This is a genomic window from Pseudonocardia phyllosphaerae (assembly GCF_046546475.1).
In the GTDB taxonomy this organism is placed as follows: domain Bacteria; phylum Actinomycetota; class Actinomycetes; order Mycobacteriales; family Pseudonocardiaceae; genus Pseudonocardia; species Pseudonocardia phyllosphaerae.
Window position 1 is genome coordinate 861,002 of sequence record NZ_JBKGXS010000001.1, and the last position, 15,554, is coordinate 876,555.

Consider the following 15,554-nt stretch of genomic DNA (forward strand, 5'->3'; position numbering starts at 1 on the left):
CGGGCCCGGCGGGCCCTCGCTAGGTTCGGGCCCGTGCAGCCGCAGGATCCGCAGCGTGCGTACGGCGACCGGGTCGCCGTCGTCGTCGTGACCTACTGGCCCGGGGACATGCTCGAGCCGTTCGTCGCCTCGACCCGCGCCGCGTCGTCCGGACCCGTCCGGATCGTGCTCGCCGACAACGCCTCCGGCGACGGCGTGCCGCAGCGCGTGGCCGCGGAGCACGACGACGTCGAGCTGGTCGAGATCGGTGAGAACGTCGGCTACGGCACCGCTGCGAACCGCGGGGTGGCCGCGCTCGGGCCGGAGTACGGCTGGGTCGTCGTCGCCAACCAGGACCTCGAGTGGCGCCCCGGCGCGCTGGACGTGCTGCTCGACGCCGGTCGCCGCTACCCGCGGGCGGGCTCGCTGGGCCCGCTCATCCGGGAGCCCTCCGGTGAGGTCTACCCGTCGGCACGGCAGGTCCCGTCGCTGGTCGCCGGGGCCGGGCACGCCACGCTGGGGCAGGTCTGGCCCGGCAACCCGTGGAGCACCGCGTACCGGCGGAGCACCGAGGACGTCAGCGAGCGCGACGCCGGCTGGCTGTCCGGCTCGTGCCTGCTGCTGCGCCGGAGCGCGTTCGACTCCGTCGACGGGTTCGACCCGCGCTACTTCATGTACTTCGAGGACGTCGACCTGGGCGACCGCCTGGGCCGGGCCGGATGGCGAAACGTGTACGTACCCTCGTCCGAGGTCGTGCACGTGGGCGGAGTGTCCACCGGCAGGCCGGAGGTGTCGGCGCGGATGCTCGCCGAGCACCACCGCAGCGCCTACCGCTACCTGGCCGACCGGCACGCCCGGCCGGCCGACGCACCGCTGCGCGCCGCACTGCGTGCCGGGCTGGCCGTCCGATCCCGGATCGCCGCGGCCCGGGCGGGCCGCTGAGCGGCCGAACACGAGAGACCGAGGGGGAACCGCGTTGCAGGACGTCGAGGCGGTCGTACTGGTCGGGGGCAAGGGCACCCGGCTGCGGCCACTGACGCTGTCGGCGCCCAAGCCGATGCTGCCCACCGCGGGTGTGCCGTTCCTGGCGCACCTGCTGTCCCGAATACGGGAGGCCGGCATCCGGCGGGTGGTGCTGGGCACCAGCTACCTGGCCGAGACCTTCGAGGAGCACTTCGGTGACGGCTCGGCGCTCGGGCTGGAGCTGACCTACGTGACCGAGACCGAGCCGCTGGGCACCGGCGGGGGCATCCGCAACGTCGCCCCGAAGCTGTCCGCCGAGCACGTCATGATCTTCAACGGGGACGTGCTCGCCGGGACCGACCTCAACGCCGTCCTCGAGACGCACCGGCGGACCTCGGCCGACGTCACCCTGCACCTGGTGCGGGTGCAGAACCCGCGGGCGTTCGGCTGCGTGCCGACCGACCCGACCGGGCGGGTCACCGCGTTCCTGGAGAAGACCGACGACCCGCCGACCGACCAGATCAACGCCGGTTGCTACGTCTTCCGCCGCGAGATCATCGACGAGATCCCCGACGGGCGCCCGGTGTCGGTGGAGCGCGAGACGTTCCCGGAGCTGCTGGCCCAGGGCCGCCGCGTCCAGGGCCACGTCGACGTCGCGTACTGGCGTGACATGGGCACCCCCGGCGACCTGGTGCACGGCTCGGCGGACCTGGTCCGCGGCGTCGCCCCGTCGGCGGCGCTGCCCGGCCCGACCGGCGAGGCGATGGTCCTCGACGACGCCGAGGTCGCCCCGGACGCGTTCGTGTTCGGCGGCAGCACCGTCGGCCGCGGCGCGCGGGTCGGCTCCGGGGCGCGGATCGAGGGCTCGATGCTCTTCGACGGCGCCGTCGTCGGGCCGGGGGCGGTCGTGGAGAGCTCGGTGATCGGCGCGGGTGCGGTCGTCGAGGAGGGCGCCAGCGTGCGCGACACCGTCGTCGGCGACCGGGCCGTGATCGGTGCGCATTGCGAGCTGCGCAACAACATGCGGATCTGGCCGGACGTGGCGCTGCCGCCGCACGGAGTCCGGTTCTCCCCGGACGTGTAACCGTGCTCGACCGGGAGTGGCGGCCGCCGTTCCTGCTGGACCTCTACGGCGTGCTCGCCCCGCTGCGCCGCGGCCGGGGCGACCCGACGTGGCGCACCGCCGGCGACGGCGGCGTGATCTGGCGGGCGTCCACCACCCCGGACGGCCCGGCGACGGTCGCGATCCGCCGCCGCGCCGACGGCGGGGAGCACGGCACGGTCCGTGCCACCGGCTGGGGGCCCGGCGCCGGCTGGGAGCTGGACCGGCTGCCGTCGCTGCTCGGCGCCGACGACGACCCGTCGGCGTTCGCCGCGCACCACCCGGTCGTCGCCGACGCGGTGCGCCGCCGCCCCGGGCTGCGGCTCGGCTCGTCCGGGCGGGTGTGGGACGCGCTGCTGCCCGCGGTGCTGGAGCAGAAGGTCACCGGCGTCGAGGCGCACCGCTCGTTCCGCGAGCTGGCCCGGCGGTTCGGCGAGCCGGCCCCCGGACCCGGGGGTGTCGTCCCGCACGGCATGCGTACCCCGCCCACCCCGGGACGGGTGCGGGAGATCCCGGTCTGGGAGTGGCACCGGGCCGGGGTCGACCACGCACGGCGGTCGGCGATCCTGCACGCCGCCCTCGTCGCGCACCGCCTGGAGGACGCCGCCCGGGTCGGTGGTGAGCAGGGCCGGGTGCTGCTGCGCCGGGTCCGCGGCATCGGTGTGTGGACCGCGGCGGAGGTCGCGCAGCGGGTCTGGGGCGACCCGGACGCGGTCAGCTTCGGCGACTTCCACATCCCCAGCACCGTCGGCTGGGCGCTGCTCGGCCACGACCTCGACGACGCCGGGTTGCTGGACGTGCTCGCTCCGTACGCGCCGCAGCGGCAGCGGGCGGTGCGCTACGTCGAGGCGTCCGGATTCCGGCGGCCGCGGTTCGGGCCGCGCTTCTCACCCCGCGACTACCGGGCGATGTGACCTGCGGATGCGCGTCGTAGGGTCGGTCGCGTGAAGGTCACCGTACTGGTCGGCGGGGTCGGTGGGGCCCGCTTCCTGCAAGGGGTCAAGCTCGCGCTCGGGCTGCCGCCCGTCGGGCCCGGCCCGGAGAACCACCCGCACTCCGTCGACGCCGTCGTGAACGTCGGCGACGACATCTGGCTGCACGGGCTGCGGGTCTGCCCCGACCTCGACACCTGCATGTACACCCTCGGCGGCGGCATCGACGTCGAGAAGGGCTGGGGCCGCGCCGACGAGACGTGGTCGGTGAAGGCCGAGCTCGAGGCCTACGGCGCCGAGCCGACCTGGTTCGGGCTGGGTGACCGCGACGTCGCCACACACCTCGTCCGGACCCGGATGCTGCGCGCGGGCTACCCGCTCTCGCAGGTCACCGAGGCGCTGTGTCACCGCTGGCAGCCCGGGGTGCGGCTGCTCCCGGCCTCCGACGAGCGCGTCGAGACCCATGTGGTGATCGACAACCCCGAGCTCGACGGCGGGGCCGAGGCGAGCGAGGAGACCCCGCCGCAGGTCGCGATCCACTTCCAGGAGTGGTGGATCAAGCACCGGGCCGCGCCGAAGGCGTACCGGTTCGCCTCGGTCGGCGCGGACCGCGCCGCGATCCTGCCCGAGGCCCGCGCCTCGATCGCCGAGGCCGACGTCGTGCTGGTCGCACCGTCGAACCCGGTCGTGTCGATCGGCACGATCATCTCCGTTCCCGGTGTGCCGCAGGCGCTCGCCGCGACCCCGGCCCCGGTCGTCGGTCTCTCGCCGATCGTCGGCGGGCGCCCGGTGCGCGGCATGGCCGACGCCTGCCTGTCCGCGATCGGCGTCGAGACCAGCGCCGAGGGCGTCGGGCGGCACTACGGCGGGCGCGGCGAGGGCGGCCTGCTCGACGGCTACCTGGTGCACACCGGCGACACCGCGACCGTGCCCGGTGCGACCGTGCGCGAGGTGCCGCTGCTGATGACCGACCACGAGGCGACCGCCGACATGGCCCGTGCCGCGTTCGACCTGGCCGGCGTGCGTGTCTGAGCCCGCACACCCGGCGTTCGCCGACCACGCATCGGAGTCGCTGGAGGTCCTCGGTGTCCCGGGGCTGCCGGAGTTCCGTCCCGGCGACGACCTCACCGCCGCGCTGGCCGAGGCGATGCCGTCGCTGCGCGACGGTGACGTCGTCGTGGTCACCTCGAAGGTGTTCTCCAAGACCGAGGGTCGCCTGGTCGCCGCCCCGGTCGACGACGACGAGCGCGACGCCCTGCGCCGCAGGCTCATCGACGGCGAGACCGAGCGGATCCTGGCCCGCCGCGGCAAGACGCTGATCGTCGCCGGGAAGCTCGGGATCGTGCAGGCCGCGGCCGGGGTGGACGGCTCCAACGTCCGCCGCGACGAGCTCGCCCTGCTGCCCGCGGACCCGGACGCCAGCGCCGCCGCGCTGCGCGACGGGCTGCGTGAGCGGCTGGGGGTGACCGTCGGCGTGGTCGTCACCGACACCCTCGGACGGACGTGGCGGGTCGGGCAGACCGACGTCGCGATCGGCTCCGCGGGCGTGCCGGTGCTGCACCGCTACGGCGGCGCCGTCGACGGTCAGGGCAACGACCTGCTCGTCACCGAGATCGCGCTCGCCGACGAGATCGCCGCCGCCGCGGACCTGGTGAAGGGCAAGCTCGGCTCGCTGCCGGTCGCCGTGGTGCGCGGCATGGCCCTCGACGACGACGGCTCCGTCGCCCGCGATCTCGTCCGCCCGGTCGAGGACGACCTGTTCTGGCTCGGGACCGAGGAGGCACTGGCTCGCGGCCACCGTGAGGCGGTCCTGCTGCGCCGCAGCACCCGCGACTTCGCCGACCCCGCCGAGGCCCCGGTCGACGCCGACGCGCTGCGCCGCGCGGTCGGCGTCGCGCTGACCGCGCCGGCCCCGCACCACAGCACCCCGTTCCGGTTCGTGTGGCTGCGCGACCCGGCCCGCCGCACGGCCGTGCTCGACGCGCTGGCCGACCGCTGGCGCGCCGACCTGGCCGCCGACGGACGGCCGGCCGACGAGATCGAACGCCGGCTCGCCCGCGGCGAGCTGCTGCGCCGCGCGCCGGAGGTGGTGCTCGCGTTCCGCACCGGCGAGGGCATGCACACCTACTCCGGCGCCGGCCCCGCCGGCCCCGCCGGCCCCGCCGGCTCCGCTGACGCCGCCGGCACGGACCCGCGCGACGCCGCCGAGCGGGACATGTTCACCGTCGCCGGGGGAGCGGCCGTGCAGTCGCTGCTGGTCGCGCTGGCCGCCGAGGGCCTGGCGTCCTGCTGGGTCGGGTCGACGATCTTCGCCGCGGACGTCGTGCGCGACGCCCTGGACCTGCCTGCGGACTGGGCCCCGCTGGGCGCGGTCGCGGTCGGTGTCCCGGCCGAGCCGCTCACCCCACGCAGCCCGCGCGACCCCGCCGACGCCCTGCTGGAGCGCTGAGACCCGTTGGTAGCCACCGCGACCGCCACCCGTGAGCTCGACGCATGGGACCCGCCCGGGGAGGCCCAGCGCGCGCTCAAGCAGGCACTGCTGGCGTTCCTCGACGCCCGCCCCGACGACGCCTGCGACCGCTCCTGCGCGCCCGGGCACCTGACCGCGTCGGCGCTGCTCGTCGACGCGACCGGCGAGCACACCCTGCTGACCCTGCACCCGCGCGTCGGGCGCTGGATCCAGCTGGGCGGGCACTGCGAGCCCGGCGACGAGAGCCTGCGGGCGGCCGCGCTGCGCGAGGCGACCGAGGAGTCCGGGATGAGCGGGCTGGAGATCGGCGAGCACCCGCTGCACGTCGACGTGCACGCCGTCACCTGCTCCGGCGGCGTCCCGACCCGCCACCTCGACGTGCGCTACCTCGTACGTGCCCCGGCCGGTGCGCAGCCGGTGATCAGCGACGAGTCGCTGGACCTGCGCTGGTGGCCGGTGGACGCGCTGCCGGCCGACAGCGACACCGTCGCGACCATGGTGGCCGCCGCACCGGCGCCGGTGCGGCCGTAGCGCCGGAGGCTCAGAGGTCCCGCCGGAGGCTCAGAGATACCGCCAGAAGAACAGCGCCTGGTAGCCCGCGCCGGCCAGGCTCGTGTTGCCGCCGACGGCGCCGTAGAGCGACTGGGCGGCGGAGAAGAACGCACCGCCGACCCCCGGCACGAACAGCAGCACCGCGAGCAGCGCCAGCGGCGCCCACGGCCGCACCCGGGCGCCGAGCTCCTGGGCCGGCCGCGACAGGTAGGGCTCCAGCACGCCGTAGCCGTCGAGGCCGGGCACCGGGAGCATGTTCAGCACGAACGCGACGACCTGGAACAACGCCAGCGCGGACAGCCCGGCGGCGAGCGGGATCGGCATCGGCACCGCGCCGACGACGACGGTCAGCACGATCCCCAGCAGCAGGTTCGCCAGCGGCCCGGCGAACGAGACCGCGCTGCGCCAGCCCTTGCTGCGCAACGCCCCCTGCTGGATCCACACCGCGCCGCCTGGCAGCGGCAGCCCGCCGATCAGGAAGATCACCAGCGGCAGGACGAACGAGTAGCCGACGTCGGTGTAGCGGCGGATGTCCAGGGTCAGATAGCCCTTCGCGGCCACCGACCGGTCACCGCCGCGGAAAGCCGCGATCGCGTGGCCGTACTCGTGCAGGCACAGCGAGACGGCCCAGCCGCCGACCACGAGCACGAAGATGCCGCCGATCACCGCGGCGCTGGATCCCCACGAGGCCCCCAGCACCGAGAACACCCCGCCGACGGCCGTCACACCCAGAAGGATCAGGAAGAAGGGGCTGACGCGCAGAGCCGGGGATGCCATGTACCCATCGTCCCGGACGGCCCAAACAAACGCGCGGGAGGCTTCACTCATTCGGAAGAGCGAGCTTGCCATCATGGAACGTCAGCGCTGTACTTACAGCGGTGTCATTCGCCGAAGCGTTGCGGGGAGGTGGGCGAGTGGACGACGTCGAGGGTTTCATGCGGATGCTGCGGCCGGCGGAAACAGCCGGCATGGAGCACGACATCGTCGCGATGGACACACATCGCGGCGAGCAGGGCCACGATGCACAGGTTCTGGACCTGAAGGGGCTGCTGCTGGACGACATGTCCGGCGACGAGGTCCCGGAGTGGCAGGAACGTGCGCTGTGCGCCCAGACCGATCCGGAGGCGTTCTTCCCGGAGAAGGGCGGCTCCACCCGCGAGGCGAAGCGGATCTGTTCCGGGTGCGAGGTCCGGGCCGAGTGCCTGGAGTACGCCCTGGCGCAGGACGAGCGCTTCGGGATCTGGGGCGGGCTCTCCGAGCGGGAGCGCCGACGGCTGCGCCGAGCGGCGGTCTGAGCGGACCACCGCTTCCCACAGGGGGGAAACAGACCACGAACGCCCGGGACACCACGCGGTGGCCCGGGCGTCGTCGTGTGCGGGGCCGGGCTCAGCCGCCGTCGACGGCGTCGGGCTCGATGTTGAGGTACTCCGCGACCTGCTCGACGAGCACCTCGTGCACCAGGTCGGCGAGGTCCTCACCGTTGCGGGCCCGGGCCTCCAGCGGACGGCGGTAGAGCACGATCCGTGCGCGGGTCGGCAGGCCCGCCGAGTCGACCCCGGCCGGGACCAGCTGGGCCAGCGGCACGGTGGCGTCGGCGAGGACGCCGGTGCCCCACGCGACCTCGTCCGGCGAGGTCGTGTCGACGGCCGGGACGTCGTCCACGGCCAGGTCCAGGTCGGCGATCTCCGGCCCCCACCGCGACTCGATCGGCTCGAGCGCCTCCAGCACCTTGGCGTCGAAGCGCTCGGCGCGGGTGCGGAAGGCGGGGGTGGTCACCGGGTACATCAGCCCGCGCAGGCCTCGGCCGCGGCGGTCGCGGCGGCGCGGGGTACGGCGCAGCAGACGGTGGGCGGTGGACACCCCGGTGATTCTAGGCGTACACCCGCCCGGACCGGGCCCGACCGAGCCGGGCGCGCGTCGCAGTGCGGCGTGCGGAACCCGAGGGGCTATCGTCCGGAGTGTGTTGAGTGTGCGGAGATGTTCGCGGACGGGCTGCACCGAGCCCGCCGTCGCCACGCTCACCTATGTCTACGCCGACTCCACCGCCGTCGTCGGCCCGCTGGCCACCCAGGCCGAACCGCACTCCTATGACCTCTGCACCGCGCACGCGCAGAGCCTGACCGCGCCGCGCGGCTGGGAGGTCGTCCGGTTCGAGGGCGAGTTCACACCGCCCCAGCACGCGACGGAGGAGCTGACCGCGCTCGCGGACGCCGTCCGCGAGGCGGGACGGGGGGACCGGCCGGTCGAGGTGGTGGCCCGGAACGGTGGCGGCAACGGGCGGCGGGGGCACCTGCGGGCGCTACCGGCGCCCTCGGAGGACAGCCGCAACTCCTGATCCGCCACCCGCCACCACTCCTGATCCGCTCCTGATCGCGGTACCGCGCGTGGCCGGACGCTCACACGCGTGAGATGAGCGCGGACGGGTGACGGTCTTGCGCTAGGGTCGTGTGTCGTGCCCGACCTCTCGGCGATCGTGAAGGCCTACGACATCCGCGGTGTCGTCGGCGAGCAGCTCGACGAACGGACCGCACGCGCCCTCGGCGCGGCGACCGCGCGGCTCGTCGCATCCGACCCCGGCCCCGGTGACTCCGCGGGAACACCTGCGGTCGTCGTCGGCCGGGACATGCGCGACTCCTCACCGCGGCTGGCGGCCGCATTCGCCGAGGGCGTCACCGGACAGGGCCTCGACGTCGTCGACATCGGCCTGGCCAGCACCGACATGCTCTACTTCGCCTCCGGCACGCTCGGCCTGCCCGGCGCGATGTTCACCGCCAGCCACAACCCGGCCGCCTACAACGGCATCAAGCTGTGCCGCGCCGGCGCCGTGCCGATCGGCCAGTCCTCCGGGCTCGCGACCATCCGCGACGAGGCGGGCCGCTTCCTCGACGACGGCATCCCGGCGTTCGACGGCACTCCCGGCACCGTCCGCACCGAGGACCTGCGCGACGGCTACGCCGACTACCTGCGCGGCCTGGTCGACCTGGCCGGCTGTGCCGGGCTCACGGTCGTCGTGGACGCAGGCAACGGGATGGGCGGCCACACCGTCCCCACCGTGTTCGAGACGCTCGGCATGCACGTCGTGCCGCTGTACTTCGAGCTCGACGGCACCTTCCCCAACCACGAGGCGAACCCGCTGGACCCGGCCAACCTGGTCGACCTGCAGAAGGCCGTCGTCGCCGAGGGCGCCGACCTGGGCCTGGCCTTCGACGGCGACGCCGACCGCTGCTTCGTCGTCGACGAGCGCGGCGAGGCGGTCAGCCCGAGCGCCATCACCGCGCTGGTCGCGGCCCGCGAGCTGGACAAGGCGGCGGCCCGCGGCGAGACCGACGTCTGCGTGATCCACAACCTGATCACCTCCCGTGCGGTGCCCGAGCTGGTCGCCGAGCGCGGCGGCCGCCCGGTCCGCACCCGGGTCGGGCACTCGTTCATCAAGCAGACGATGGCCGAGACCGGTGCCGTGTTCGGTGGCGAGCACTCGGCGCACTACTACTTCCGCGACTTCTGGAAGGCCGACTCCGGGATGCTCGCGGCGCTGCACGTGCTGGCCGCGCTCGGTGAGCACCGCGCGGCGGGCGAGAACGCGACGCTGTCCGGGCTGATGGAGTCCTACGAGCGCTACTCCGCCTCCGGTGAGATCAACTCCACGGTCACCGACCAGGCCGCCACGGTCGCCGAGATCGAGAAGATCTACGGTGCCCGCGACGGTGTCGAGCTCGACCGGCTCGACGGCCTGACCGTGTCGCTGCCCGACGGCTCGTGGTTCAACCTGCGCGCCTCCAACACCGAGCCGCTGCTGCGGCTCAACGTGGAGGCCGCCGACGACGCCGCCGTGGCCGCCCTGCGGGACGAGGTCCTGGAGATCGTCCGGTCCTGAGCGGACGTGGCCCCGAGCGGCTGTCCGACAGCGGCTCCGGATCGATCCGGAGCCGGATTCACCGCGGCCGTACCCGGTCGGCCCCCGCGCGACGACGCCGAGCGGTGGCAGCATCGACCCTGCAGGCGTGACGACGAGGAGAACCGTGGCCGTACAGCTCGACCCCCAGCTGCTGGAGATCCTGGCGTGCCCGTGCGACGAGCACGCGTCCCTGACCAGCGAGAACGAGACGTTGCGCTGTGGCGCGTGCACCCGGGCGTTCCCGGTCACCGACGGCATCCCGGTGCTCCTGCTCGACGCCGCCCTCCCGGGAACCGGCCCGGGCTCCCCGGCCCCGGGGAAGACCGTCGGGCACGACGGGTGACGCCGGTGCTCGACGACACCCTCCTGGCCGATCCCGGTGAGCTCGCCTCCCGGGACTCCACCGGCGTGCTCCGTGCCGCCGCGACCGCGGGCGCCCAGGTGCGTTCCGCGGTGCACGCGTGCGGCGAGGCGGGCGTGGACCGGCTCGCCGGGCACCGCCCGCGGGCGCTGGTCCTGCTGAGCCGTCCGGGCGTCTCCGGGGCGGTGTGCGACCTGGTCACCGCGCTGCTGGGGGACCGCTGCCCGGTGCCGGTGGTGCAGTCGGACCGGGTGCCCGGCTGGATCGGGCCGCTCGACGTCGTCGTCGCGCACACCGCGGACCCGACCGACCCCGTGCTGGCCGAGTCCGTGGAGCTGGCGAGCCGCCGCGGCGCCGAGGTCGTGCTGTCCGCACCGGACGGCGGCCCGGTGTCGCAGGCCGGGGCCGGACGGGTCCGGCTGGTCGAGCCGCGGATCCCGTTGCCCGAGGGCCTCGGGTTCGCCCAGGCGCTGGCCGTGGCGCTCGTCGTGGTGTCGGAGCTGGAGCTGATCTCCCCGGTGCCGCAGGCGGGGCTGGAGCATCTCGCCGACGCCCTCGACGCCGAGGCCGAGCGCTGCCAGCCCGGCCACGAGCCGTTCGTGAACCCGGCCAAGTCGCTGGCGCTGCGCTTCGCCGAGCGCACCCCGCTGCTGTGGGGCGCCGACCTGGCCGCGGCCGCCATCGCCCGGCACGGGGCGACCGCGCTGGCCGCGCACGCCGGTGTCGTCGCGCAGGCCTCCGACCTCGGCCAGGCCGGCACGCTGGCCGGGCTGCGCGTCGCCGTCGACCTGTCCGAGCGGGAGAGCGACATCTTCGCCGACCCGTTCGACGACCCGGAGCCGTCGGCCGCCGCGCCGCCGCCCCGCCTGGTGCTGCTCGGTACCGGCGAGGAGGACCCGCAGCAGGTCAGCCGCCGCCTCCTCGGCCGGGAGTGGCCGAACGCCGACCTCGCACATCCGGTGGACGAGATCCCGCGCGGGAGCCGCGACGCGGTCCTGCTGCGCGCCGGCCTGCTCGCGCTGCGGGCCGACATCGCCGCCGTCTACCTGGGCCTGGCCACCCGCGGTGGCCTGGGCGTCTGACCTCGGGGGACCCGTGGAACTGCTGGAGAACCAGATCCGGACCTACGCCTGGGGGTCGCGGACGGTGATCGCCGAGCTGCTCGGCGAGCCCGTGCCGTCCCCGCACCCGCAGGCCGAGCTGTGGCTGGGGGCCCACCCCGGCGCGCCGTCGCTGGTGCGTCCGGCCGGGGGCAGCCCCCGGCCGCTCGGTGAGCTCATCGCGGCCGACCCGGACGCCGCCCTGGGCGACGGCCGGGACCGCTGGGAGGGGCGGCTGCCGTTCCTGCTCAAGGTGCTCGCCGCCGACGAGCCGCTGAGCCTGCAGGCGCATCCCAGCCTCGCCCAGGCCCAGGAGGGCTGGGCGCGGGAGAACGCGGCGGGGATCGCCGTCGACGCGCCGCACCGCAACTACCGCGACGCCAACCACAAGCCCGAGCTGATCTGCGCGCTCACCGAGTTCGTCGCGCTCGTCGGGTTCCGGGAGCCGGCGCGCACGGTGGAGCTGCTGCAGGCCCTCGCGGTGCCCGAGCTGGCCTCGCACACCGAGCTGCTGGCAGGCCAGCCGAACCCGGACGGCCTGCGCGCGCTGTTCACGACCTGGATCACGCTGCCCCAGTCCGTGCTCGACGGTCTCGTCCCGGCCCTGCAGGACGGTGCGGTCCGGCTGCTGGAGCGCGGGGCAGGCGAGTGGGCAGGCGAGGCGCGGATGGTGCTGGACCTGTCCGAGCGCTACCCCGACGACGCCGGTGTGCTGGCCGCGCTGCTGCTCAACCGGATCACCCTGTCCCCCGGGCAGGCGCTGTTCCTGCCCGCCGGGAACCTGCACGCCTACCTGTCCGGGGCGGGCATCGAGCTGATGGCGAACTCGGACAACGTGCTGCGCGGCGGGCTGACGCCCAAGCACGTCGACGTCCCGGAGCTGCTGCGGGTGCTGGACTTCGGTGCCCCGCCGCCGCCGGTGCGCGAGCCCGTCGACGACCCGGACGCGACCGGCTGGCGGCGCTACGCCGTCGAGGTGGAGGAGTTCCTGCTGCGCCGTGCCGACCTCGACGGCCGGGACAAGCTCGACCTGCCCGGCAGCGGTGCCCGGATCCTGCTGTGCACCGACGGCGAGGCGACCGTGGAGGGCCCGGACGGGACCGTCGAGCTGCCCCGCGGGGCGGCGGTGTTCCTGGCCGCGTCCGACGTCGGCGGGGTGCTGGCCAGCGGTGACGACGGCGCCACGGTCTTCCTGGCCGGGGACGCGCTCTAGGTTCCCGCCGGGTGCCGGGCCGCCGCCCGGCGGTTCCGCCCGTGCCGGCTCCCCCGGTCCCGCTACAGTGCTCGCCGCAACGATCGGTGACCACGGGGGAGGCCCATTTGTCGGCCGAGGGCGGTAGCAAGGCGATCCTGGCGGCACTGGCCGCGAACCTGGGGATCGCGGTGGCGAAGTTCATCGGCTTCGCGCTCACCGGCGCGTCCTCGATGCTCGCCGAGGGGGTGCACTCGGTCGCCGACACCGCGAACCAGGGGCTGCTCCTGCTGGGGCGCAAGCGCGCCGAGCGCACGGCGACCCCGGAGCACCCGTTCGGCTACGGCCGCAACCGGTTCTTCTACGCCTTCGTCGTGGCGCTGCTGCTGTTCACGATGGGGTCGGTCTTCGCGATCTACGAGGGCATCGAGAAGCTCGGCCGGCCCGAGGACCTGAGCTCGCCGATCATCGCGATCGCGATCCTGGTCGTGGCGGTCTGCCTGGAGGGCTACTCGTTCTTCACCGCGGTCGGGGAGTCGAAGAAGACCAAGGGCCGGCGCAGCTGGTGGCTGTTCATCCGGCAGGCCAAGGCCCCGGAGCTGCCGGTGGTGCTGCTGGAGGACTTCGGTGCGCTGATCGGTCTGGGGCTGGCCCTGCTCGGCGTCGGGCTGACGCTGCTCACCGGCAACCCGGTCTGGGACGCCATCGGCACCCTGTGCATCGGCACCCTGCTCGGGATCATCGCGGTCGTGCTGGTGATCGAGATGAAGAGCCTGCTCATCGGTGAGGGTGCGCTGCCCACCGAGGTGAACAAGATCGTCGACGCGCTCGAGGCCGGGCACCACGTCGTCCGCGTCATCCACATCAAGACCCAGTACCTCGGGCCGGAGGAGCTGCTGATCGCGGCGAAGATCGCGCTGACGCCGCGGATGCCGGTCGAGCAGGTCGCCCGCGAGATCGACGAGGCCGAAGCCCGGGTGCGCGCGCAGGTCCCGATCGCCCGGCAGATCTACCTGGAGCCCGACCTGGACCGCAGCGCGGCCTCCGAGCCGGGTAACCAGATCGACCGCGAGGGCGAGGCCGTCGCGCAGGACAGCTGACCGGCTCCGCCCGGTCCCGCCGTGTTCTCGCGCCGATCCGGACAGGTGCTCGGCGCCGTTCCGGTGCCGGTCGCCGGGTCAGTAGGTGTGCGGGGCCCGGTGGTGTTCGAAGATCAGCGCCGTCCGGGTCCCGGCCACGTCGCGGTAGGAGTTGAGCGCGCCGACCAGGTCGCGCAGCGCCGCGGTGTCGGCGGTGGCCACCCGCAGGACGTAGTCGTCCTCACCGGCCAGGAAGTAGACGTCGCGGACCTCGGGCAGCCGCCCGGCCCGGTCGACGAACTCGGCGAGCCGGTCCCGGGCGTCGGCCTGCAGGCGGACGGAGATCATGGCCTGCAACGGATGTCCGGTCGCCGCGGGGTCGACGTCGGCGTGGTAGCCGCGGATGACCCCGCGCTCGCGCAGCGCCCGGATCCGCCCCAGGCAGGTCGACGGCGCGATGCCGACGGCCTCGGCGAGCGCGTTGTTCGGGGTACGGGCGTCCTGCTCCAGCAGGCGCAGCAGCGCGCGGTCGGTCGCGTCGAGCCGAACGTCGTTCGGCGCGCCGGGCACTGACCGGGAGGCCGATGAAGATGTTTCGGTCATGCTGCCTCCTCGAGAATCTTCAGCGATAACGTTGGCACGGTACCGCTGGATCTTCATTCTTGTCCGCAACCCGAGCGGACGGAGAACGACATGCGCATCGCAGTGCCCAAGGAGATCAAGGACAACGAGTTCCGGGTCGCCCTGACCCCGGCCGGCGTCCACGAGCTGGTCCAGCGCGGCCACGAGGTGTTCGTCGAGCACGACGCCGGCGCAGGCTCGGCCATCTCCGACGCGGACTTCAAGTCCGCCGGTGCCGAGATCCTCGCCGACCCGGCCGACGTCTGGGCCTCGGCCGAGCTGCTGCTCAAGGTCAAGGAGCCGATCGAGGCCGAGTACGGGTACCTGCGCGAGGACCTGACGCTGTTCACCTACCTGCACCTGGCCGCGTCCCGGTCGTGCACGGACGCGCTCCTCTTCGCCGGCACCACCTCGATCGCCTACGAGACCGTCCGCACCGCCGACAACAGGCTCCCGCTGCTCGCCCCGATGAGCGAGGTCGCCGGGCGGCTGGCCCCGCAGGCCGGCGCGTACCACCTGATGAGCTCGGCCGGCGGCCGCGGCGTGCTCATGGGCGGTGTCCCCGGCGCCCCCGGCGCCGACGTCGTCGTGCTGGGTGCGGGTGTGGCCGGTGCCAACGCCGTCGCCATCGCCGCGGGCATGGGCGCCAAGGTGACCGTGCTCGACATCGACATCGACAAGCTCCGCGCGATCGACGAGCGCTACGCCGGCCGGGTCAGCACCGTCTACTCCACCCAGCTCTCGGTCCGCGAGGCCGTCACCAACGCCGATCTCGTCGTCGGCGCGGTGCTGGTGCCGGGCGCCAAGGCTCCGACGCTGGTCTCCAACGAGCTCGTCTCGCAGATGCGCCCGGGTGCGGTCCTGGTCGACATCGCGATCGACCAGGGCGGCTGCTTCGCCGACTCGCGGCCGACCACGCACGCGGAGCCGACCTACGCCGTCCACGACACGGTCTTCTACTGCGTCGCCAACATGCCCGGCGCGGTCCCGCACACCTCCACCCGGGCGCTGACCAACGCGACGCTGCCCTACGTGCTGCGCCTGGCCGACCGTGGCTGGGAGGAGGCGACGCGCACCGACGCCGCCCTGGCGAACGGTCTGTCGACCCACCGTGGCACGCTGCTCTCGGCCGAGGTCGCCGACGCGCACGGCCTGGAGGTCGGCACGGTCTGACCCCGCCCGAGCTCTCCGCCGGTCCCGGATCCGCAACCGCGGATCCGGGATTCCGGCATTCCCGGACACGGTCCCGCAAAACGGGCAAATCGCAATGCAACCTGATTGTGACCCGAAATCTGTACCCGGACGCGT

At 74.2% G+C, this 15,554-nt stretch carries 17 protein-coding genes; 14 read left to right on the forward strand and 3 right to left on the reverse strand.

Annotated features, from left to right (window positions below):
• The first annotated feature begins 33 nt into the window (after positions 1-33).
• Genes ACLE50_RS04115 through ACLE50_RS04140 form a run of 6 tightly spaced genes read left to right on the forward strand, consistent with a single transcriptional unit; the run spans position 34 to position 5,977 of the window.
• Entirely contained in the window at positions 34-921 is an 888-nt protein-coding gene (locus ACLE50_RS04115) for a glycosyltransferase family 2 protein (RefSeq protein WP_410941980.1), read from the forward strand.
• A gap of 34 nt (positions 922-955) precedes the next feature.
• Positions 956-2,026 (forward strand): mannose-1-phosphate guanylyltransferase, encoded by a 1,071-nt coding sequence (gene manB / locus ACLE50_RS04120; RefSeq protein WP_410941981.1) that lies wholly within the window; start codon positions 956-958, stop codon positions 2,024-2,026.
• Positions 2,027-2,028: 2 nt separating this feature from the next.
• Positions 2,029-2,958, forward strand: a complete 930-nt coding sequence (locus ACLE50_RS04125) for a DNA-3-methyladenine glycosylase family protein (protein WP_410941982.1) — start codon at positions 2,029-2,031, stop codon at positions 2,956-2,958.
• 30 nt (positions 2,959-2,988) lie between these two features.
• The gene (gene cofD / locus ACLE50_RS04130; protein ID WP_410941983.1) at positions 2,989-4,008 is read left to right on the forward strand and encodes a 2-phospho-L-lactate transferase; all 1,020 of its coding nucleotides are present in this window, start codon (positions 2,989-2,991) and stop codon (positions 4,006-4,008) included.
• Positions 4,001-5,425 (forward strand): coenzyme F420-0:L-glutamate ligase, encoded by a 1,425-nt coding sequence (locus tag ACLE50_RS04135; RefSeq protein WP_410941984.1) that lies wholly within the window; start codon positions 4,001-4,003, stop codon positions 5,423-5,425. The genes cofD and ACLE50_RS04135 overlap by 8 nt, the downstream gene beginning before the upstream one ends.
• A 6-nt stretch (positions 5,426-5,431) precedes the next feature.
• On the forward strand, positions 5,432-5,977 hold the full coding sequence (locus ACLE50_RS04140; RefSeq protein WP_410941985.1) for an NUDIX hydrolase: 546 nt from the start codon (positions 5,432-5,434) through the stop codon (positions 5,975-5,977).
• Positions 5,978-6,007: 30 nt separating this feature from the next.
• On the opposite strand, the gene ACLE50_RS04145 is transcribed toward ACLE50_RS04140, so the two are convergent.
• Positions 6,008-6,775, reverse strand: coding sequence for a site-2 protease family protein (locus ACLE50_RS04145; protein WP_410941986.1), 768 nt, complete (start codon positions 6,773-6,775; stop codon positions 6,008-6,010).
• 284 nt (positions 6,776-7,059) lie between these two features.
• On the opposite strand from ACLE50_RS04145, the gene ACLE50_RS04150 reads away from it, so the two are divergent.
• Positions 7,060-7,293, forward strand: a complete 234-nt coding sequence (locus tag ACLE50_RS04150; RefSeq protein ID WP_410942267.1) for a WhiB family transcriptional regulator — start codon at positions 7,060-7,062, stop codon at positions 7,291-7,293.
• Positions 7,294-7,384: 91 nt separating this feature from the next.
• On the opposite strand, the gene ACLE50_RS04155 is transcribed toward ACLE50_RS04150, so the two are convergent.
• The gene (locus ACLE50_RS04155; protein ID WP_410941987.1) at positions 7,385-7,858 is read right to left on the reverse strand and encodes a metallopeptidase family protein; all 474 of its coding nucleotides are present in this window, start codon (positions 7,856-7,858) and stop codon (positions 7,385-7,387) included.
• Between the two features lie 100 nt (positions 7,859-7,958).
• Between ACLE50_RS04155 and ACLE50_RS04160 the strand changes: the two genes are divergently transcribed.
• The 6 genes from ACLE50_RS04160 to ACLE50_RS04185 all read left to right on the forward strand — a co-directional run bounded on the left by ACLE50_RS04160 (position 7,959) and on the right by ACLE50_RS04185 (position 13,646).
• Complete coding sequence (locus ACLE50_RS04160; RefSeq protein WP_410941988.1) at positions 7,959-8,333, forward strand: DUF3499 domain-containing protein; 375 nt, start codon at positions 7,959-7,961, stop codon at positions 8,331-8,333.
• 117 nt (positions 8,334-8,450) lie between these two features.
• Entirely contained in the window at positions 8,451-9,872 is a 1,422-nt protein-coding gene (locus tag ACLE50_RS04165; RefSeq protein WP_410941989.1) for a phosphomannomutase/phosphoglucomutase, read from the forward strand.
• Between the two features lie 145 nt (positions 9,873-10,017).
• Positions 10,018-10,236, forward strand: coding sequence for a Trm112 family protein (locus ACLE50_RS04170; RefSeq protein WP_410941990.1), 219 nt, complete (start codon positions 10,018-10,020; stop codon positions 10,234-10,236).
• 5 nt (positions 10,237-10,241) lie between these two features.
• Positions 10,242-11,336, forward strand: a complete 1,095-nt coding sequence (locus tag ACLE50_RS04175) for a hypothetical protein (RefSeq protein WP_410941991.1) — start codon at positions 10,242-10,244, stop codon at positions 11,334-11,336.
• Between the two features lie 13 nt (positions 11,337-11,349).
• Positions 11,350-12,567 (forward strand): mannose-6-phosphate isomerase, class I, encoded by a 1,218-nt coding sequence (manA, locus tag ACLE50_RS04180; RefSeq protein ID WP_410941992.1) that lies wholly within the window; start codon positions 11,350-11,352, stop codon positions 12,565-12,567.
• Between the two features lie 107 nt (positions 12,568-12,674).
• A complete protein-coding gene (locus tag ACLE50_RS04185; protein ID WP_410942268.1) occupies positions 12,675-13,646 on the forward strand; it encodes a cation diffusion facilitator family transporter in 972 nt (323 codons plus the stop codon).
• Positions 13,647-13,724: 78 nt separating this feature from the next.
• Here ACLE50_RS04185 and ACLE50_RS04190 read toward each other — a convergent pair whose 3' ends face one another.
• Entirely contained in the window at positions 13,725-14,228 is a 504-nt protein-coding gene (locus tag ACLE50_RS04190) for an Lrp/AsnC family transcriptional regulator (protein WP_410941993.1), read from the reverse strand.
• 90 nt (positions 14,229-14,318) lie between these two features.
• Between ACLE50_RS04190 and ald the strand changes: the two genes are divergently transcribed.
• The gene (ald, locus tag ACLE50_RS04195) at positions 14,319-15,419 is read left to right on the forward strand and encodes an alanine dehydrogenase (protein ID WP_410941994.1); all 1,101 of its coding nucleotides are present in this window, start codon (positions 14,319-14,321) and stop codon (positions 15,417-15,419) included.
• Positions 15,420-15,554 lie beyond the last annotated feature (135 nt).